This window comes from Shigella sp. FC1967, assembly GCF_001743005.1.
GTDB lineage: Bacteria > Pseudomonadota > Gammaproteobacteria > Enterobacterales > Enterobacteriaceae > Proteus.
Map to the genome: position 1 here is coordinate 1 of NZ_MIIZ01000732.1, position 19,362 is coordinate 19,362.

General features: G+C 39.0%; 18 protein-coding genes and 3 pseudogenes. 7 read left to right on the forward strand and 14 right to left on the reverse strand.

Annotated elements, in window-relative coordinates:
- Both BHE89_RS11355 and BHE89_RS11360 read left to right on the forward strand, forming a co-directional pair.
- The coding region (locus BHE89_RS11355) for a fimbrial protein (protein WP_141008288.1) at positions 1-487 on the forward strand (487 nt) is incomplete at its 5' end.
- A gap of 17 nt (positions 488-504) precedes the next feature.
- Positions 505-1,341, forward strand: coding sequence for an MrpH family fimbial adhesin (locus BHE89_RS11360; protein ID WP_077885161.1), 837 nt, complete (start codon positions 505-507; stop codon positions 1,339-1,341).
- Between the two features lie 105 nt (positions 1,342-1,446).
- On the opposite strand, the gene dhaM is transcribed toward BHE89_RS11360, so the two are convergent.
- The 4 genes and pseudogenes from dhaM to BHE89_RS11380 form a co-directional block, all read right to left on the reverse strand.
- Positions 1,447-2,895 (reverse strand): dihydroxyacetone kinase phosphoryl donor subunit DhaM, encoded by a 1,449-nt coding sequence (dhaM, locus tag BHE89_RS11365; protein ID WP_069369699.1) that lies wholly within the window; start codon positions 2,893-2,895, stop codon positions 1,447-1,449.
- A 28-nt stretch (positions 2,896-2,923) separates the two neighbouring features.
- Positions 2,924-3,556, reverse strand: a complete 633-nt coding sequence (gene dhaL, locus BHE89_RS11370) for a dihydroxyacetone kinase subunit DhaL (RefSeq protein WP_069369698.1) — start codon at positions 3,554-3,556, stop codon at positions 2,924-2,926.
- Between the two features lie 30 nt (positions 3,557-3,586).
- Positions 3,587-4,650 (reverse strand): annotated as a pseudogene (gene dhaK, locus BHE89_RS11375) (dihydroxyacetone kinase subunit DhaK).
- Positions 4,651-4,923: 273 nt separating this feature from the next.
- Entirely contained in the window at positions 4,924-5,184 is a 261-nt protein-coding gene (locus tag BHE89_RS11380) for an Ogr/Delta-like zinc finger protein (RefSeq protein ID WP_069369696.1), read from the reverse strand.
- A gap of 580 nt (positions 5,185-5,764) precedes the next feature.
- On the opposite strand from BHE89_RS11380, the gene BHE89_RS11385 reads away from it, so the two are divergent.
- On the forward strand, positions 5,765-6,058 hold the full coding sequence (locus tag BHE89_RS11385; RefSeq protein ID WP_128860492.1) for a phage holin family protein: 294 nt from the start codon (positions 5,765-5,767) through the stop codon (positions 6,056-6,058).
- An 84-nt stretch (positions 6,059-6,142) separates the two neighbouring features.
- Positions 6,143-6,517, forward strand: a complete 375-nt coding sequence (locus BHE89_RS11390; protein WP_128860493.1) for a hypothetical protein — start codon at positions 6,143-6,145, stop codon at positions 6,515-6,517.
- On the opposite strand, the gene tet(H-J) is transcribed toward BHE89_RS11390, so the two are convergent.
- Entirely contained in the window at positions 6,501-7,715 is a 1,215-nt protein-coding gene (tet(H-J), locus tag BHE89_RS11395; protein ID WP_069369693.1) for a Tet(H)/Tet(J) family tetracycline efflux MFS transporter, read from the reverse strand. The two genes, BHE89_RS11390 and tet(H-J), sit on opposite strands and share 17 nt — an antisense overlap.
- A gap of 90 nt (positions 7,716-7,805) precedes the next feature.
- On the opposite strand from tet(H-J), the gene tetR(H) reads away from it, so the two are divergent.
- On the forward strand, positions 7,806-8,429 hold the full coding sequence (tetR(H), locus tag BHE89_RS11400) for a tetracycline resistance transcriptional repressor TetR(H) (RefSeq protein WP_069369692.1): 624 nt from the start codon (positions 7,806-7,808) through the stop codon (positions 8,427-8,429).
- Between the two features lie 2 nt (positions 8,430-8,431).
- Here the strand turns inward: tetR(H) and BHE89_RS11405 are convergent, their stop codons facing one another.
- Positions 8,432-9,376, reverse strand: a complete 945-nt coding sequence (locus tag BHE89_RS11405; RefSeq protein WP_069369691.1) for a diacylglycerol kinase catalytic domain-containing protein — start codon at positions 9,374-9,376, stop codon at positions 8,432-8,434.
- The gene (locus BHE89_RS11410; protein ID WP_069369690.1) at positions 9,376-10,395 is read right to left on the reverse strand and encodes an SPFH domain-containing protein; all 1,020 of its coding nucleotides are present in this window, start codon (positions 10,393-10,395) and stop codon (positions 9,376-9,378) included. Before BHE89_RS11410 ends, BHE89_RS11405 begins: the two co-directional genes overlap by 1 nt.
- A gap of 154 nt (positions 10,396-10,549) precedes the next feature.
- Between BHE89_RS11410 and BHE89_RS11415 the strand changes: the two genes are divergently transcribed.
- The gene (locus BHE89_RS11415) at positions 10,550-11,263 is read left to right on the forward strand and encodes an NUDIX hydrolase (protein ID WP_069369689.1); all 714 of its coding nucleotides are present in this window, start codon (positions 10,550-10,552) and stop codon (positions 11,261-11,263) included.
- 11 nt (positions 11,264-11,274) lie between these two features.
- Here BHE89_RS11415 and aes read toward each other — a convergent pair whose 3' ends face one another.
- On the reverse strand, positions 11,275-12,243 hold the full coding sequence (gene aes, locus BHE89_RS11420; protein WP_069369688.1) for an acetyl esterase: 969 nt from the start codon (positions 12,241-12,243) through the stop codon (positions 11,275-11,277).
- Positions 12,244-12,624: 381 nt separating this feature from the next.
- On the opposite strand from aes, the gene BHE89_RS11425 reads away from it, so the two are divergent.
- On the forward strand, positions 12,625-12,885 hold the full coding sequence (locus BHE89_RS11425) for a TonB family protein (protein WP_286146081.1): 261 nt from the start codon (positions 12,625-12,627) through the stop codon (positions 12,883-12,885).
- A gap of 47 nt (positions 12,886-12,932) precedes the next feature.
- On the opposite strand, the gene BHE89_RS11430 is transcribed toward BHE89_RS11425, so the two are convergent.
- The 6 genes and pseudogenes from BHE89_RS11430 to BHE89_RS11455 all read right to left on the reverse strand — a co-directional run bounded on the left by BHE89_RS11430 (position 12,933) and on the right by BHE89_RS11455 (position 19,036).
- Positions 12,933-14,432 carry a helix-hairpin-helix domain-containing protein gene (locus tag BHE89_RS11430; RefSeq protein ID WP_069369686.1) on the reverse strand — a complete coding sequence of 500 codons (1,500 nt, stop codon included), beginning with the start codon at positions 14,430-14,432 and terminating at the stop codon, positions 12,933-12,935.
- 27 nt (positions 14,433-14,459) lie between these two features.
- Entirely contained in the window at positions 14,460-15,956 is a 1,497-nt protein-coding gene (locus tag BHE89_RS11435; RefSeq protein WP_069369685.1) for a PP2C family serine/threonine-protein phosphatase, read from the reverse strand.
- Complete coding sequence (locus tag BHE89_RS11440) at positions 15,956-16,996, reverse strand: TerY-C metal binding domain-containing protein (RefSeq protein WP_069369684.1); 1,041 nt, start codon at positions 16,994-16,996, stop codon at positions 15,956-15,958. Before BHE89_RS11440 ends, BHE89_RS11435 begins: the two co-directional genes overlap by 1 nt.
- Before the next feature lie 105 nt (positions 16,997-17,101).
- Positions 17,102-17,740, reverse strand: coding sequence for a vWA domain-containing protein (locus BHE89_RS11445; protein ID WP_069369683.1), 639 nt, complete (start codon positions 17,738-17,740; stop codon positions 17,102-17,104).
- Positions 17,740-18,382: pseudogene (locus tag BHE89_RS11450) on the reverse strand (TerD family protein). The gene BHE89_RS11445 and the pseudogene BHE89_RS11450 overlap by 1 nt, the downstream one beginning before the upstream one ends.
- Before the next feature lie 16 nt (positions 18,383-18,398).
- Positions 18,399-19,036, reverse strand: a pseudogene (locus BHE89_RS11455) (vWA domain-containing protein).
- Between the last annotated feature and the right edge of the window lie 326 nt (positions 19,037-19,362).

The following is a 19,362-nucleotide window of genomic DNA, read 5'->3' on the forward strand; positions in this document are numbered from 1 at the left end:
TTGTTTATTATTTTCTTCTTCTGTTTTTGCAGCTGAAAATCTTAATATCTTTGGTTCATTAATTATCGCGCCCTGTAAAGTATTACCCGAAAATGCTCAAGTCGATGTGGTATTTGATGAAATTCGCTTGGATGATATTTATAAAAGTTATTTTGAATTCGAGAAAAAGGATTTCAAAATTATTTTATCAGAGTGTGATATCTCTATTGCTAAGCAAGTAAAAATTAAGTTTGAAGGGCAAACTCATAATGAACTTGCTGGCTTATTAGCATTAGATGATAGCGCTAATAATCCTGACTTAGGAATAAAAATTACGACTAAAGAAGGTGTCCCTGTTAAATTAGGGGATTACACCAGCTTATATAATATTCCTAATAATGGCATTTTTGAGCTTAACTTTATTGCTTATTTACAAGCAACAGCAAAAGCTATTGCAGACAAATCAATTAAACCGGGGCACTTCTCTGCGACTGCGTGTTTTCTTTGAAATATGAGTAAAAGATAATGAAAAAAATACAGCAACTTTTAAAGTTATTCATTGTGTTATGGAGTTGTTCTCTTATTAATGTGCAAGCCGCAGGCTATTTTTCTTATATTACTTCTATTACAAAGCCTGAAACACGTTATCATTTTGTCATGGAATATTGGCACGCGACTGAAACGTACCCTAACCCATGTGCTTTAGTGCTTCCTGGAAGAGCACGGTGTTATATACAAATAAACCATCTACATAAAGGGAAAGACACAGGTGGTGTTGCCGATAGGGCGCCTTGGCGTTGTCGTGAAAATATTGCCGATCTACCGAATGAAAAAGCGGTAGTTGATTATTTGGTTAATCAATGTGGTTTATCTTTTCCTTATGTTGGTTATAGTCAGCATGCTGGGTCGGTGAAAACAGACGAATGTATAGGCTTCTTTTTAACAACGAGTGCAGGAGGAGGGAGTGGCAAGCTTGTTCCTAATGGTGTTTGTGGTATAGCCCCCCCTCCAGCAGGAAAATGTGCATTTGTCAGTGATAATTTAACCTTGTCTCATGGCGTGCTTGATGTGGCACAAGTTAATAATCATGAAGTGACACGGCAATTTTCTTTTACTTGTAATACCGATATGCCAGTCAGAATATCAAGTGCACAAGTTGATCATTATTTAGATCTTAATCCAGATAGAAGTATCCGCTCATTTTTAACCTTAAATGGCTCTCCTGCATCGATTGGCACTGAAGTTAATGCAATACAAAATCAATATATGACTGTTGATATTACCTCGAAACTTCAAACCTTTGGAACACCTTCATTAGGTAACTTTAGCGGTACTACGACATTGGTATTATCAATACCCTAATAATTATAAGAGTCAATAATGACCTATTATCGATAGCGTTTTTCGTTGACTTACCCGCACATTATTGTGCGGGTTTTTTTTTATGTGGTTAATTTGAAACGAAGTTTATCGCGTTATCGGTTCAATCACTAATTCGCCCTTATTGGTATCTAATGTTAATTTTTGGGATTCAGTGACTTTTAATACCGCAGAACCTAAATTAACTAACATAGGTAAGCGCATTTCAGCCGCGATAATGGCGCTGTGAGAGTGACTATCCCCTTTTGCTAAAACAATACCGACCAATTGACTATCAATTAGTTGAATTAATGTAGAAGGAAAAAGCTCTTTTGCGACCAAAATAGCGGGTTGTGAAGGGACAAAACTTGGGCGAGTTTTATCTTGTAAATGATAAAGCACTTGATTACGCAGATCACGAAGATCGAGTTCACGCGCGCGTAAATAGGGATCGGTAAGTGCACAATACAACTGTGTTCTTTCTTGCATTTCATCCGACCAACTTTGCTGGGCGCTGATTTTCTCTTCTTTGATACGATCAATCACGCTTGTTATTAACTCATCATCATCTAACATCATGATATGGCCGTTAAAAATAGCGCCAATATGCTCACCTAATTTTTGGCTAGCTTTATTGGCACTCTGTTTGAGTGCTTTTAGTGTACTTTTTATTGCAAAATTAAATTTGCCAATTTCAGCATCAATATTAATCGGTTTTGATAAATCTTCGAGGGGAGAGAGTTCTATTTCATGCCAAATAAAAGCCGGTGCTTTAACTTGAGATACTGGGGTTAAATGACCTTTTAATGTAATGGTATTAGAATCTGAAGGTAACTCTTCACCAAAGCCATTTCGAGCAAGTTCAAGAAAAGCCGCAATCGCCTCATCTTCTTGTTCACCCGAGGCAATGAGTGTTATCTCATCACCTTGATGAATTTGTATTAATGAAAGCTGATTTAAACTGAGCGGATTAATACGTCTATCCCCTTTAACTAATTGATAATCAGCTTGAAAAGCAGAAAGAACCTCAACTAAAGTTGCGGCGGGTCTTACGTGTAAACCATGGGGATTACGTACTATCCAACTTGCCTCTTTGCCGTGAATTTTAACAGGGGCATTAATATCGTTTTTAGGTTGAACGAAATTTTCACCGAGTTGGATCTTCTTTGGATATAAAGAATTTGAAGCTTCCTCAATCACTTTTTCTAGAGATGCCCCGGAAGATGCGGCCACAACGGCTGCAAGCGTACCTTCAACTAAAGGCGCTGAGCAGAGGGTGACTTTCTCAGCAAGTTCTGGATCAAGTAACTCAATCGCCGTTTCTGCACTTAATATTGCACTCCCTAAATCCATCATCACAACAATAGATTGTGCTTGTGAAAGCGATTCTATTGCCGTCATAATTTTAACGGCATCCGTACCAATCGCATGCTCTTCATCATTGACACCTGCGGCAACAGCAAGTTGGCAATGCGTTGGATTAAGCATCTGACTGGCAAGTTCTGCCACACCATCAGCGAGATGTTTACTATGAGAAACAATAACAATATTTATCATGGTAGACCTTTATTGGTTGCTTGGTCAGTTATGCATTAACACTATTTGCAAGGGCTTGTATCATCAGTACCACAGAAGCACTGCCAGGATCTTTATGTCCGATACTGCGCTCACCTAAGTAGCTTGCTCGTCCTTTCCTCGCTTGCATCGGAATGGTATTTTCAGCCGCTTTTTCCGCGACAACTTGTGCTTGGGTGAGGGCTTCTTTGATAGAAAGGTTTTGTTCATTAGCGTGTTTTAATGATTCAACCACAGGCCACCAAACATCACACATAGTTTTGTCATTGGGTTCTGCTTTTCCTCGACTTACAATGCCTTCTACACCTTCTGTTATCATTTCAACAAGTTGATTAAGTTCTAGGTTTTGTAATGAAGCCGTAGGTTTGGCTGCACGAATAAAAAAGGTACCAAATAGAGGACCACTTGCTCCGCCAATATTGGAGAGTAATGTCATGCCTGTGGTTTTGAGGATTGTGCCAATATCTTGTCCTTCAAATTCAGGTAATTTTTCCTGCACTTTTCTAAAGCCACGGTTCATATTTAAACCGTGGTCGGCATCACCAATTTCACGATCTAAATCCGTTAAATAATCGCTGTTTTGTTCAAACAGCTGTGCACATTGTTGTAACCAAAGAATAATTTGTGCTTGAGTTAATGCCATAATTTGTTCCTTTTTATTTTTATGAATAACTTATTTCACCATTGCGGGTGTATTCACTGGGGCATCCCATAAAGAGAGCAATTCATCATCCACTTTGAGTAGGGTAATGGAGATCCCTGACATATCGAGTGAAGTACAATAAGCGCCAATTAAAGAACGTTCGATGGTTAAGCCAAATTTTTCACAGCATTGAGTTAAACGGTTATAAACACCATAAAGTTCAGATTGTGGTGTAGCACCCAGGTTATTAACTAAAACAATGACGCGATCGCAGATTTTAAAGGCTGTTTTTCCTGCTCTTCATCAATCCAAGTGCCGTTTTCACGATCCCAATTGCGGATCACTCGTTGATAATGACCATTTTCAATTAAGGTATTAAACATGGCATCAACAGTATCATTGAGAGAAATAAATTTACGGCGGTTAATACCCGGTTCACCGTGAATACCTACACCGAACTCCATTTCATTTTCAGGTAAAGTGAACGACGGTTTTCCTGCTGCTGGCACCGTACAGGCTTCCAAGGCAATACCGATAGAAAAACCATTGTTATTAATGTAATGACCTAATGTCACTAGTTCATCAAGAGGATCACCTCTTTCAGCTGCTGCACCCAGTAGTTTTTCTATCAAAACAGTATTAGCAACACCACGGCGTCCTGCGGTATATAAGCTATCTTTTACTGCCACATCATCATCAACTAATACCGTGGCGATTTTGATACCATCGTCATGAAGCAGTTCTGTTGCGGTTTCAAAGTTAAGCACATCACCCGTATAATTTTTCACGATCATTAAAACGCCTTCACCACTATCAATCGCTTTGGCGCAGTCATACATTTTATCCGGTGTGGGTGACGTAAATATTTCACCTGGACATGCGCCATCAAGCATTCCTTTACCCACAAAACCCGCATGCATCGGTTCATGCCCGCTACCACCGCCAGACAATAGAGCAACTTTACCTTTTACGGGAGCATCTTTTCGCGTGACATAAAAAGAGGAGGGATGAAGTTTGATTTCAGGATGGGCTTTTGCAAAGCCTTGTAGTTGTTCAGATAACACATCATCAACTCGATTAATCAGCTTTTTCATCTTAAATGCTCCATTTGAAATTTGTGTTTCGTCTTCAAATCAGAAATAGGGTTTCTGGTTTGGGGGGCTGACAAATTATTGATTAGAGGATTGGCAAACACGGCATCAATAAGCGGTGTTTGTTTTATTTAAAACATAAGAATTATTTTTATTTAGCTTAAAAATGAATCTACATCATTTATCTTTCTATAAGAATAGGTTAGTCAAATAACCTGCCAGAATGGGAGCAAGATCATAAAAATAAATGAAAAAAAGCGTGTCTGTTCGGGATGGCTATATGTTTTGCAAAAGTGTAAGTGCTTTCTCTCGTTGTTCTGGAGAAAGATTTTTAATGACATCTAATAACAATGTTTCTTTGTTTTTTGCACTTGGCATAAGGGTGTGGCTAAACGTGAGGTTTAAAACAAAGGTATGCCCGCATTCAGGATCACGACAAGCACAATAGAGATCGGATAACTCTTTGTGTTTACGATTACTTTTCTTTATAAGCGCTTTTTCACCACATTCAGGACAAAAAATAGTTAAGACACGCATATCATTTTCTCTTTACTAAAGACTCATAGATACCCTCTATATTAGCTTAAATTTGTATTATAACCAGCCTATTTATTGTTTTTTTTATATAAATCTTTGTTTTAAGGTTGTTTAAAGATGCTTAAAACAAGTTTATTTGTTTTGAATGATATCAATAGTTCGGTTATGGTCGGTTAAGGCTTGATAACCGATGTTAACCGAACAAGACACTAGCTTGAAATACAAACTTTGTAGATAATAGCTTCACGTTAAATCATACAAAGATAAGCAACATATTGAATTTATTGTTTATTATTTTTTTTGTTGATTGACGGAGTGGGTAGAAAAACAATAGACGAAGATATCTATTACAAGTTAACAAGAAAGTTGGTAGTAATATAACTGGATCGCCTGTTGTTTATTGCAAATGGATATTGCACATAATTGAAATAAAAGGAACTGGCGTTACCTCAATCGGGAATTTATTCAGTTACACAGGGTCGTGGTTTACTACTAAGTCTTACAGATTATCTGATAAATATTAGGAGGTGAGGGTTCTTTTTGCGGTTAAAGAAAAAGTGATCAGAGATGAGGTGTATTCATGGATGAATATGACAGCACATTGATATTATTAGTGATAGTGGGCGCTTTTATTGCATTAGGGAAGATGCTCGTTGCGAATGAGACAATAACATTAAGATTGTTTATCGGCAAAATTATTTTAGGCTCTGCGGTTTCTGTTGTTGCTGGCGCACTGCTTATTTTATGGCCTGGAATTGATTCTGTCGCAGTTATGGGGATCGGCTCAGCGCTCGGTATTGTGGGTTATCAGTTAGTCGAAATCTGGTTACGTAAACGAGGTAATCAACTTTTTTCAGGGAAAAGAAAAAGATGATACTAAGTAAAAAGTGCAACATGTTTTCATCATAATAAAAATCGATAAAGTCAGTTTTGTCTCGAATGACTAAGGAGTTAGGTCATGTTCAACACTCAAGCGTTATATGCATGGATTGCACTACTGGCGTTTAGTTTGGGTTGGATTGCTCAAGGATGGCATCGAGATAATATAGCGTTAGAACAACGGATGTTAATAACGGCAATCGAAGATCAAGCAAACATGGATGCTTGTCTTGATCTTCAATTTTTTCCTTCAGATTGTTGTCTGGAGCATGTATCAGAAATAAAGTCTTTTTTTCTTTTGTTGGACTATCAAACACGATCAAGAAATCGCAAAAAGCAAATTTTGAAACTTATTGTATTGATGCCGATTTTATTGCGGTATTTAATAACACACGATGCGAAGTCGGGATCCCCTATTTTAAGTAAAGCACCTCTTTTTAATGATTATGCTTAGATAATGCTAAATTCAGATCGCTATTATTGCGTTTTTGATGAAGATAGGCGCTGATTAATAATACGCCATAAAGTACAGATCCTATCAACCATAACAGGCCATCCCAATAAGCGATACTATAACGATAAATAATGGCAAATAAGAGTGGCCCAATAATTCCCGTCATATTGGTTAAGCTTACAAGTGTGCCTTGCAGCTTCCCTTGGGCATTATCATCGACGGCTTTCGATAAATAACCTTGTAAAGCAGGTTGCCCCATTCCTCCAGCCGCTAAGCAAATTAATGCTGGCAAGATCACCCAAACTTGGCTTATCCATGCTAATAATAAACAGCCGATCATATCAATCGACATACTGATCATAATGGTTGTTTTTTCACCCCATTTTTGCGCTAACTTTCCGGCGACAACGGCTTGAAAGAAAATATGTAATACACCCAGAGCAGCCAAGGACATGCCGACAGAGGTTGTGTTCCAATCAAAGCGGTATTGTGTAAACAGCACCCAGATAGTGGCAGGAATTTGACCAATAAGTTGGATAATAAAATAGGTTACCAGCCAAAAATAGAGGCTTTTCTTAATAAAGCGGGTAACTGAATTTGATGCTGTTTGGTGCTTCGATGTGCTATTTGTAACAAGTGTTTCTCTTTTTTGTGTTTCACGGAAAAAGCACAAAGAGAGTATTAATAATACCGAGTGCGAAAGGGCTGCAAAGATAAACGGTGTGTGTGCACTAATTTCACCTAATAATCCTCCCAGCATTGGACCAATAATAAGACCAATACCAAAAGCCCCCCCTAAAAAACCAAAATAGCGAGTTCGATTTTTAGTGGGAGTCACATCGCTCATAGCAGATGCACATACGGCACCTGTTGCACCCGTGATACCTGCGAGAATGCGACCAATATAAAGCATCCAAAGTGTGGTTGAGCATGCCATTAAAAGGTAGTCAAGAGCGGCACCTAAAAGTGAAAACAGTAAGATCGGTTTTCTGCCATATTTATCAGACAGTCGTCCTAATAGAGGTGCAAAAATAACCTGCATAGTCGCATAGAGTGCTAATAGCACACCGTAATGGGTCGCCAGTGAATTTTCACTAACAAATTCATTTAATAGCGTAGGGAGTACTGGCATGATAAGTCCGATACCTATGGCATCGAATACGGTGATCAGCAGTATGATAATAATTGATTTATTCATTGAGATCCTAAAAATCTATCGGTGATAGAGATGGTGTAAAATATCTCTATCAGTGATAGATTGTCAAGACTGTTTTAGTTTGAGGTAAAGATGGCTAAGTTAGATAAAGAACAAGTTATTGATAATGCGTTGATTTTACTTAATGAAGTTGGTATTGAAGGGTTAACAACGCGTAAATTGGCACAAAAAATAGGTGTTGAGCAACCCACGCTTTATTGGCATGTAAAAAATAAACGTGCTTTGTTGGATGCACTAGCAGAAACTATTTTGCAAAAGCATCATCATCATGTTTTGCCATTGCCTAATGAAACGTGGCAGGATTTTTTGCGAAATAATGCGAAAAGTTTTCGTCAAGCCTTATTGATGTATCGTGATGGGGGGAAAATTCATGCAGGCACACGCCCGTCTGAAAGCCAATTTGAGACATCAGAACAACAACTTCAGTTTTTGTGTGATGCTGGATTTAGTTTATCTCAAGCCGTGTATGCACTGAGTTCTATCGCGCATTTCACACTAGGTTCAGTTCTTGAAACGCAAGAGCATCAAGAAAGCCAAAAAGAGCGTGAAACAAGAGAGACGGATGTTATTGCCTATCCGCCATTATTAACCCAAGCCGTTGCAATTATGGATAGTGATAATGGTGATGCTGCATTTCTGTTTGTCCTTGATGTGATGATTTCTGGACTTGAAACGGTATTAAAGAGCGCTCAATAAATTTAAATACGCTGACGTCCTTTTGGGCTAATTAATTGACCTTGTATGTCAGCAATACCAATGTGGGCAATGCAACCTGCATTAAATTGTAAATAGTCATCTTCGATGCCATCAGAGAAAATCACGCCATTTTCTGGCATCAAAGATTCTAATTGCAACGGTGAATCTGGTTCAATAGTACCAAAAGTGAGAGCGACACCTGTCGTTTTGCTTGGAAACGGCTCTCTTACACTAAACTGTAATTTTCGGTCGCTCCAACTAAAACCTTGTAACAGAGGGTGCGAGGCTTCTCCTGTAATTGCCATTGCGCCAGCAAGAATAGATTGAAACCACCCTGTCGATCCCAATCCTGTTGATACAATGATGCCTGATGAAGATTGTGCTTCTTGAGCACCATGCCATTGTAAAATATATCGTGCAGAAGTATGGCTTTTTGGGCCTATAAATACGTCATTAACCGCTAATAATGATTGACCATCATTGGTTGTTACTTGTGCAAAAGTAACTGTTTTAAAGGGCATTTTTTGATTAATGGTATTAATGACTATCTCTTTTAATTGTCCCATTTCGAAAGGCAATAATTTACCATCCCATCGTGATGGATCTGGGTTTATGGCAATAATAGGCTGTCCATTAAGATATTTCAGCGTATTGGCAACAAGCCCGTCTTGACCGATCACCACTACAATATCGTGAGGTGAGAATTGATAGCTAGGCAATAAACTTCTTTCTAAGAGCTGAAAACGTCCTAATGATTTTAAAATCAGCTCAGCTTCTGTGAGCTGCTTTTGATATAAATTGTGTTCATTGAGGTAATCCTTTACCTCAACATTGTTGTGTTCTAAATAGAATTTGGCTTGTGACCACGTATTAAAGCGCTCAATTAATTCTTGTAAGCGACTTTTTCTCATCACTAGCACAAAACGAAAATCTTCGTTACGTTGCATTATTTATTCCCTTTTTTCATAAATTGGCTAAATAAATCAGGAGTGATGTTCAGTTCACCAATTTTTCCTGAATTCAGCGCTAAGGTTTCAAATGCCATTGCCATTAATTGTTGTGAGTCCATTTTTGCTAGTGCCATGGCTTTTAGGTTTTCAACCGGTAATTCACGATAAGCACGCATAGTCGCTTCAATAGCATAAGCATCGGCTTCTGATTGTGTTCGCTGATTTTCTGCACTTAACGCGACCAGTTCTTTGCGTTTTGCTTCGGCATTAACCTTCGCTTCAAGGCGCTCTTTTTCAATTTCCGCTTGCTCGCGTAATAATGTCCGTTCATTTTCTAAACGTGCTTCTTCAATTTCTTGGCGTTTACGTTGAACCGATAAATCGGTTTCTAATTCAGCCTCTTTAATCGTGCGCTCTTGTTCTACTGAGAATTTACGACGTGCATAAATGGCATCATCGGCTTCTTTCAGTAAGGATTCTCTCGCTTCCGCTTCGAGAGCCTTTAAGGTTTCTGGCGATGGCGTGATTGCCGCAATAGAGACATCTAAAATCGCAATACCTAATGCCTCTAATGAGGGATGTTCAATTAATTGTTTCATTACCAAAGAAACTAATGATTGACTCAGTAATAATGCTTCTCTCAGTGGTGTACTTTGGATCTTTGCTTGAATTAAGGTTTGTGCAATACGTACAACACGATCACTGAGCTTGAGTGGATCTTCTGACGCATAAGATTTGCCGTTTTTGCTCAAGTTGAAGTTGAGTACTTCTGCCGCTTTTTCAGGCGCTTTTATCTGAAATGAAATTTGTCCTTGAATACGTAATCCCTGAAAGTCTGAGGTTTGGAAGTTAAAAATAAAAGGCGCTTCTTGCGCATTTAAAGGTAATGCCGCAATAGAGGTTGTGGCTGAGTTATACCAAAAACTTAAACCTTTACCTTGCTGGCGAATTTTGCCGTTTACCGATTTAATAATGAATGTTGATGAATCAGCTTTAAAGTAATTTAAGTTAAACATAGTCTTTCTCCAATTAGTGTCCTTATGACAATAATTGGATTGTGTCTTATAGACACTATGCTTGTCAACTGATTTAGTGTCTTTATGACAAAATTTGATTTTTTTGTGGTTTAGGCTTAAAATAGTTTCATCGTTTTCTAATAAAGCTTACATCATGAATGAACAAGATTTTTTAGCCAGTTATAACCGCCGTGATTTCCTATCTCCACTGATCACCGTTGATGCTGTACTGTTTACTTATCACGAAGAGCAGTTAAAAGTATTGTTGGTGAAAAGAGGGGAGCATCCTGAAAAAGGAAAATGGGGTTTACCAGGAGGTTTTGTCGATGAAGAACAGGACAAATGCCTTGAAGATACTGTGCTAAGAAAATTAAAAGAGAAAACGGGTGTGATCCCCCCTTATATTGAGCAACTCTGTTCAGTGGGAAATAATCAGCGTGATGCAAGAGGCTGGTCTGTGACGGTCTGTTATACCGCGTTGATTGCTCATCAAGTGTGTGAAACACATATTGATACTGTCGATTCAGTCGTGTGGTGTCCGATTGATAAAGTGGCACAACAACACTTAGCTTTTGATCATCAAGAATTAATTTCACAAGCCAGAGAGCGATTAAAGCAAAAATCACTCTATTCAATTGTTCCCGGATTTGCATTGCCAGAAGTATTTACCTTGCCAGAGTTACAACATGTTCATGAAATTCTGATAGGTAAAGCGATCCAGAAAAAATCATTTAGACGACGCATTGAGCAAGCAGATTTATTGATTGATACTGGCGAAAAACGGGCAGAGAGAGGACGCCCTGCAAGTTTGTATCGACTTAAAGAGGCGTCTGCGGATTATCGTTTTATTCGTAATCTTGAGTTTTAAAAAGTCGTTTTTTATAACGTCAGTTGTTTTACAAAGTAGTTAGCGCCATCTCGAATGGCGTCATCTGCCACTTTCATCATACGTGAATAGTGTAAAAAGGCATGTAATGTGCCTGGATACATTTTATATTCACAAGCTAATTGATGGGCTTCTAACGTTTTGAATAGTGTGACACTATCATCAATAAGAGGGTCGTATTGCGCGCTGGCGATAAAGCAAGGTGGAATATCTTGCGTTAAATCGTTATTAAATAAGCAATAATAAGGTGCATCACGACTACCCAGCGCAGTTAAATACGCATTGTCATATTCTTCGAGATCTTGTTGGCGTAATCCATCCCATTCCCCCCCATAAAGCCGACGGCTGGTGGAATCGCGTAAGCCATATAATCCATACCAAAGCAACGCGGCACTGATATTACCACAGTGAATTTGTTTATCGCGTAGCCATAATACAGTAGCCAGCGATAACATGGCTCCCGCAGAATCACCTGCAAAACCAATGTGTTGAGTGTTAATGCCGTAATGGTCTGCATGTTGATAATAAAACTGGCAAACTTGTGCCGATTCATCAATCGCTTGTGGATAATGCGCTTCTGGTGATAGCGAGTAATCAATACCAATCACAGCACAACCAGTATAAGACGCAAGTAAACGCATAATACGATCGTGGGTATCTAAATTCCCTAAAATAAAGCCGCCACCATGAAGATAATAGAGTGTTGCGGGTGTTTTTTCTTTGGGGTGATAAAGACGCGTTAATACTTTTCCATAAGAGGTACTGACCGAAATATCTTGAATGCCAAACATTTCGGGGGCATCAGCATTCCAATAACGTCTATCTTGATTATAAGCAAGGCGCATAGAAGGGTAGTCATTACTTTCTGGCGCAGGTTGCGGATTATCTGCATAAATTTGCATAACCTGCTTCATCTCTGGCGAAATAAGTTCTAGTACATTGATTTTATTTTTAGTTTTCATTAGCCCCTCCACTGATCACTGTGCGGTATTGTAAATACTAGGGCTTAATAAACTGGGATCTTGGTATCCAATATTGAACGTTAGCGAATAGCTGGGCGTGTAAGAGTAGAAAGTGTGATTTATCTTTTAGTTAAAAATGACGAAAGCATGATGAATTTCACAATTTTTCTTAATTAAACTTATATTTGAAAATAAAAATGATTATCAGAAGTGTTAAGATATAAGCGTGATTAAAATGATTGTTGAAGACTGTTGAAGAAGAATAATGAAAAAAAATATTGTTGATATCAGGTTTGTTTTTTAACTGCTTTTTTATTAAATGGGTGTGCGACTAAATCAACGCCAGTCGACATTAATAAACAAGAAATAAGCTCGGAGCAAATAAGACCAAAAGTTTTATCTCAGTCATTACCTCATTATCCAGTAAAAGCGCAAGCTAATAATATTGAAGGGAGTGTAACGGCTAAATATGATGTAGATGAAAACGGCAGAGTCCAAAATATCAGAATATTGGATTCACTTTTCGCGGATGTATTTGGTTTATCACTTATTCATGCGATAGAACAGTGGCGCTATGAAACGGGAAATCCAGCAAAAGATTTAATTACGGTCGTTGATTTTAAATCGACAGTATCTCACTAATAAAAAGAGAATAATCCTTTATTAAGTGGATTATTCTCTCATGATCGTTAATTTGAGACTAATTGCACCACAACTAGTCGCCCGCCTTCTTCTGTGGATAATACAAATTGTAATCCGTCAGTTAGGGCAATTTTATCGCCAATGGCTATCTGTTTTTTTTCTGGCAATACCATCAATCCCTCAATACGTTCATTAACCAGCCACCATGTTGAATTGTGATAAACAAAATAACCGACACGTTTTTTCTGTTCATCAGTCGTACGTTCATTCGGGGCAATAAGACGATTAACATGCCAAGGAAAGAGTGATTGATTACTCCAAACCATTAAGCGGTGATCGTCTGGTCTAAAGCTACCTGCTTTACGTGAAGAGTAGAGATTTAAAATCGGTAATTGGCCTTTATAAGGTGTGTGACAATAAGGGCAGACGGGCTGTGTTTTCCCAGAAAAAACATACCATTGTTGTTCACAATCTTTATTTTGACAAGGCTGAACTAAATCTACTGTTTTGACTAAAGCCGTCTCCCATTCATCAGCGGTAGGACGTTGTGATGGATCGTGTAACCCTGTAATAAAGGCTCTTTCAAAAAGAGGGGTGAGGTAAGGTCCCATAATCGTGTATGGGATCTTTTCAGGATCAGCCCAAGGTAGTGATGACGGTTTTACCTGATTAAGTTTTACGGCATTACTGCGATCGGTTGGATGCTCAATAAATAACGCTTTTTCACCCATAGAGAGTGTTTCATCACGCATTTCATCGTCAAGATCGTGAATTTTACCGCCCCGTAAAGGATGACGATAAAACAGATACATGTAGATTAATACCGCAAGTGCATGTCTATCTGTCGTGATGCTTGGCAAGATACGGTTAGGATCTTCTTTTGGTAAATGGCTGGTTTTTACCACTTCTGGCGCAATAAAATCAGGGGTTCCTACTACATCAGGGGGGTATTTCCCTGGAACCACTAAACCGTCAATATCAATCACACAGGCATGACCTTGCTCAGGATCGATAAGAACGTTTTTATAGCTTAAATCACTATGACATAAGCCTGCCGCATGCATTCGGCGTACAGCACGAGAAAGCAATAAACACACTTTTAGGTAATTTAGTAGATTACCTCTTTCGCGAGGATCGAGAAATTTATTTTGGTTATTCGCACTTGCAAACCATTTACCTTCTTTTTCTCGGCCTTTTATCGCCAGAAAATCATTATTTTTAGAGCCATATTTAAAGAAAAAGTGGGATTGATAAGTCGGCACAACAATACCAATTTTGCCTTGATGTTCGACAACATCCGTTGGCCAGCAAAAGAGGTTTTTCCAATATTCGCCACCACTTTGTTCAAAGATATTATGTCGATAAGAGCCTGTTATCATATCGATTCTATCTTTGGCTTGTGCATTCTGTTTTGTTTTGTAGAAGGCAACAACATAGGTTCGGTCAGGGGAAAAATAGACATCTTTCATTGATCCAGAGCCAATAATCTCATTGACGTACTGAACTGTTTTTCCACTTTGTGTTGTACAGGTAATGATCTCTGCCATGAAACTCACCCATTCTCTCTTTTATGATTACCAAGCCACAACCAGAGTGCGGTCATCGTGATTGCCTGCTGAAAAGAAATTCAGCCATTCAGCCAATGCATTAGCTGCATTTTCAGGAGAGGCTAAACAAGGCGATATTTCATCAATAAGTGCCGCCCATTTGTTGGGATCTTGTAAGCCATTATCCGTTTCAAATACCGGATCGGACACCCCGTCAGTCATTAAAATAAGATGTGAAATGTCTTTCCACTTGCCAATAATAATGCGTCGATTAAATTCTGCATCGTTGAGGGCATTATCATCAAGAAAACGGGTTTGTCCTGCATATTCACCACTATCAGGAATACCTAAAACACGCACTTTTCCTGCGGGACCATAAGCAGCAATCGCACCATCTCCCATCCAAAATGAGGCAGCAAATAACTCATCATTGATACGTAAAGAAACCGTGGCTAATAAGGTAGTAGAAAAAGACTTTACAGGCTCATTAATATGAATGGCTTCATTTTTAAGATTATTAATCGCTAATTGCGCCGCATTACGAAAGAGTTGAGCGAAAAAGCTTCCTACTTGATTAATTGCGTTGTTGTCATTCCATTGATGAATGGCTTCAAGATGAGGTTTAACCGTTCCATTTTCCACGCTTAACTGTGATTTTAAATAGCGACTTACCGTATTGATAGCAATGCGTGAGCCTTCACGAGAATAGCGAGCACTGCCGGCACCATCTGCAACAATTAAAATACTCCATTGGCTTTGGTTATCGTGGTGAATATAAAAATCATCATCACGGAAGGTACCCGCATGTTCATGAGAGCGTCCGCGACGGCTTGCACCCGCAATACGAATGTCTTTTTCAAGGATCAGTTTGCTATCAATATGTATTTTGGGATAAGGGCTATCAGCAGGAGGTTCATTAATTTGCCATAAGCTACGAGGATCTGGATTGATGATTAATAAGACTTCATTTTGATAGCGAATAGCATTAACAGACCAATGGATCACCAAGGTGAAATTACCACTTTTTGTTGGCATACCAACTAAGCAACGACTTTCATGGTCAAAGGTTATTCCAAGTCCTTCAGGAACATCAACCGCTTCAATTTGGGCAATTTCGAGGGTATTTAGCTCGATATTGAGTGTCGAATTGAACGCTGTACCGACTTTGGCATTAGAAAGGGTAATTTTTGCAGTAGGGGGATGAATAATCGGTTTTTCTATTGGCATTGATGTTGCGTGGGTTGGAATTTGACCGGGTTTTAATGAGTGCGCTTTGGGTAATGAGATTTCTTCAGCGACTAAATCACGAGCGGGTGGCAATAACAGAAGAATAGGTTGTACTTTGCCTTGTGGTGTTATCTTTTCTGCCGTTTTAGCATTGATTTTATTAATAATAAAATCAATGTGTTGAGCGATCTCTGTGTCTTCATATAGCGCAATAATGAGCTCTTCATGCACCGGAATGCGATGTCGTGTTAACGTGTCATCAATAATCAGTTTTGTGAGTAGGGCTTTTTTATCCATTAGCCTTTACCTCGTGTAACATCAAAGTCAGATTGGTTGCTGTTATCACCAAAGGTGATGTTGTTATCGCACCAAGGGCAAATCACGGTTTCAGGACCATTTACACAGAGTAATTTACCACATTGGCAAACGGCGAAAGCCGTTGCATTACCGCAATATGGGCAGCCAGGTGTACCGTGAAGTTCGCTGGTGTTAACTTGATATGCGGTGGCGCTGAGGTCACTCCATGCGAAATAATCTTCATTTAAGGTGTAGCAACCCGTTAAGTTAAAGCCATTAAGGTTGAGATTAAAATCAAGCCCTGAAGCTTTCATTGGAGGACGTTCATATTTCATTAAGTAAGGTGAACGAGTGTGACTACAACGTCCGACAAACGTGACACAAGATTCATCATAAGCACGAGCAACATCATCTTTTGCAAGCCGAACAATATGCTCTGTTTGACTTAAAAGTGGCGGTGGCTCTTCGCCAACACTTCGGCTATGAGAAACCACTGACATCGTTATCCATTTTATGAAACGTGTAAAGTCGCCTTCTTGTGCTTCGGTAAATAGCAGCACATTTTCAGTTAATTGCGATAGGACATGTAAGTCTGCACTTAAGCCTAATCCAATCGCAATTAAGTTAACTTTGTTGGCATAGTGAGCTTTCCAGCGTTTGATCTCTTGCGCGTAATCATCAGTAGGTCTGCCGTCAGTTAAAAGGTAAACGACAGGTTTCCAATCGCCTTTTTGCTCGAGCGTGGTTTTTCTTACTTGAGTGTCGATTTGGTGAGAGAGTTCTCGTAATGCGCTGCCTAATGAAGTGCCTCCTCCTAAAGGAAGTTGAGGAGGGTAAAAAGAGATGACTTCAGTGAGTGGAACAATTGTTTTTGCAACGCCAGCAAAGGCGATAACAGAGACATACGCGGTTTCAAGGGCGTGCGGATCTCGCCTGAGATCGTTAATAATAGTTGTTAGACCGTCATTCATCTTTTTTAGGTTTTCACCTATCATCGACTCTGAACAATCTAAAACAAAGAAAATGGGTAGCCTTCTCATTGTTATACCTTATCACTTTATCGTAGCTGTTATGTATTGTGATGGATAAACCCAAGCCTGAATAAAATAAAAGCAAAGCCTTTTGGAGCGCTTTGCTTTTGGGGATCACAGTACCAGTTGGATTTCAGGCGGTGGTGGCGGTAGGGTATCTTTATCTGTATTCACGCCAGCACTTGAACTGCCAGAAGCGACGCTGGCAGAAACCCATTTAAAAAAGCCAGAAAAAGCATTGGAGTCTAGCGTTTCTAAAGCGACCACTTGAGATGTCAGTTCTTTAAGATGATCATGTTTGGCTTTAGGTCCAACAGCACAAGCAATGATCGAACCAAATGAACGTTTTTTCACTTCTTTAATTGCTTCACCGTAGGCGTAAGCATCAGAAGGTGTGCCATCAGTCATTAAAAAGACGAGAGGACGCCAGTCCCCTTTTTGGTCACCATCGGAACGCCTGATATCACGATCGACACACTTGATTAAACATTCTAGCGCAGCACCTGTAAAAGTACCGCCAGAACTAGGTACGGTGATATCAGAAAATTGAAAATCTTCTAATGCCGTTAATGGGATAAATTCACGCGCCTCGTTATCATAGGTAATGATAGAGATATGCACGCTTTCTAATGCGTAAGGATCTTGTCTCAATGCATTGAGCATTGTTTGGATCCCCACGTTAACAGCATGAATAGATTCACCTCTCATTGATCCTGAAGTATCAATCAGCAAGTAAACAGGAAGTCTTCTCATTAAGTGAAGTCCTTTAAGTAAGAAATAAAGCTATCTGAACTTGACGGTTCACCAATGGCGTTAAGTTTCCAGCCATTTTCCTCTCTGACTAATTCAGCAAACAGCATTGAACGTTGATTGTTGAAGGCTTCGCCTCCAGATAAATCAAAACGAGCCATTTCGATATTTTTTGCATCGACAGCGCGGATAAAGGCGTTTTGTACTTTACCAAAGTGTTGTTGTAGTTCTCGTCCATTGTAAATCTGAACAATAAAAACAATTTTGGTAAATTTAGGATCAAGTGTGTTTAATTTTACGATGATCTGCTCATCGTCTCCATCACCTGCGCCTGTTCGGTTATCACCCGTTAACCAAATTTGCCCTGATTTGTGTTGTAGGCTATTAAAGAAAATAATATCGCCATTGACGAGAGAAGGTTGTCCACCTTCTACTTTACCCAAATCGTTTACTTTGCCGTTTTTACCACATAAGAAGGCGATAACATCTAAATCGTATTCTTCGTTTTTTTTTACCAAAAAGCCCGCCAAGGAATCCCCGTTTTTCTTCGTTGATATCCCAGCCTAAACCGATAGTGACAGAGGAAAGGTCATATTCATTTTTCTTTAAACTAACACCTTGTCCTTTTTTTAAACTAACAGACATATTCATTCCTTTTTATTTAGAGCACAACGTTAACTTCAGGAGGTGGCGGTGGTAAGTCATCAAGATCGCTAATATCTTTCTTAGTTAAATCGACCTTTTGACTCCCCACAGAAATACTGGCAGAAACCCATTTAAAGAAAGACTTAATCGTGTTGGCGTCCGCCGTATCTAGCTGCAATACAATTTCAGTGATATTTTTGAGTACATCAGTTTGTGCTGATTGTCCTGCCGCACAAGCAATAACAACGCCAGTACGTGCCGCTTTAAATTTCTCAACGCCTTTTTTCCAATCGTCAGTAGCGCGCCATCTGTCATCACAAAAACCAGCGGACGCCAATCGCCTTTAGTTTCAGCCGTGGTTTTTTGTACTTCTTTTTCAATGCGACTAGATACTAAAGTGAGCGCAGAACCGAGTGCTGTTGTTCCACTTGCGACTAAATCAGGTACTTTAAAATTGATTAAATCAGTGAGTGGCACAACTTGTTGTGCAGTGGAATCAAAGGTGATGATAGAAATATAAGCGGTTTCTAATGCGTAAGGATCTTGGCGTAGTGTTGATAAGAGCATTTCAACACCATTTTTTACTGCTGCAATGGGTTCTCCATACATGGAACCCGATGTATCAAGTAAAAGGTAAACTGGCAATCTTCTCATGCATTTATCCTGTGAGTGAGATAGAAATAAGCGATTAATATACTAACCGACTCATGAAGGTGTTCAATTGAGATTATGCTTAGTTTAAATAAATTAGCGAAAAAACGCAGTGATGATTGTCCAATATTATTAATCTGAATGAAGATAGCATGAAAAGTGAAATAAAAGAGAAATTAACCTATTTATTACCCTTAAATTGAGTGATGTGGTGATTTTCTTTTATTAAAGAAATAGGCCGTCTTAAAAAGAGTGATAATAAATGAACAACTAATAATGACTAAGTTATAAATACTTTTTGGACACAAATAACGAATAATTATAAAATC

Coding starts and splice junctions, on each gene's coding strand:
- BHE89_RS11360 (WP_077885161.1), top strand. CDS start 505: ATGAAAAAAATACAGCAACTTTTAAAGTTATTCATTGTGTTATGGAGT.
- dhaM (WP_069369699.1), bottom strand. CDS start 2,895: ATGATAAATATTGTTATTGTTTCTCATAGTAAACATCTCGCTGATGGT.
- dhaL (WP_069369698.1), bottom strand. CDS start 3,556: ATGGCATTAACTCAAGCACAAATTATTCTTTGGTTACAACAATGTGCA.
- BHE89_RS11380 (WP_069369696.1), bottom strand. CDS start 5,184: ATGCGTGTCTTAACTATTTTTTGTCCTGAATGTGGTGAAAAAGCGCTT.
- BHE89_RS11385 (WP_128860492.1), top strand. CDS start 5,765: ATGGATGAATATGACAGCACATTGATATTATTAGTGATAGTGGGCGCT.
- BHE89_RS11390 (WP_128860493.1), top strand. CDS start 6,143: ATGTTCAACACTCAAGCGTTATATGCATGGATTGCACTACTGGCGTTT.
- BHE89_RS11405 (WP_069369691.1), bottom strand. CDS start 9,376: ATGCAACGTAACGAAGATTTTCGTTTTGTGCTAGTGATGAGAAAAAGT.
- BHE89_RS11410 (WP_069369690.1), bottom strand. CDS start 10,395: ATGTTTAACTTAAATTACTTTAAAGCTGATTCATCAACATTCATTATT.
- BHE89_RS11415 (WP_069369689.1), top strand. CDS start 10,550: ATGAATGAACAAGATTTTTTAGCCAGTTATAACCGCCGTGATTTCCTA.
- aes (WP_069369688.1), bottom strand. CDS start 12,243: ATGAAAACTAAAAATAAAATCAATGTACTAGAACTTATTTCGCCAGAG.
- BHE89_RS11430 (WP_069369686.1), bottom strand. CDS start 14,432: ATGGCAGAGATCATTACCTGTACAACACAAAGTGGAAAAACAGTTCAG.
- BHE89_RS11435 (WP_069369685.1), bottom strand. CDS start 15,956: ATGGATAAAAAAGCCCTACTCACAAAACTGATTATTGATGACACGTTA.
- BHE89_RS11440 (WP_069369684.1), bottom strand. CDS start 16,996: ATGAGAAGGCTACCCATTTTCTTTGTTTTAGATTGTTCAGAGTCGATG.
- BHE89_RS11445 (WP_069369683.1), bottom strand. CDS start 17,740: ATGAGAAGACTTCCTGTTTACTTGCTGATTGATACTTCAGGATCAATG.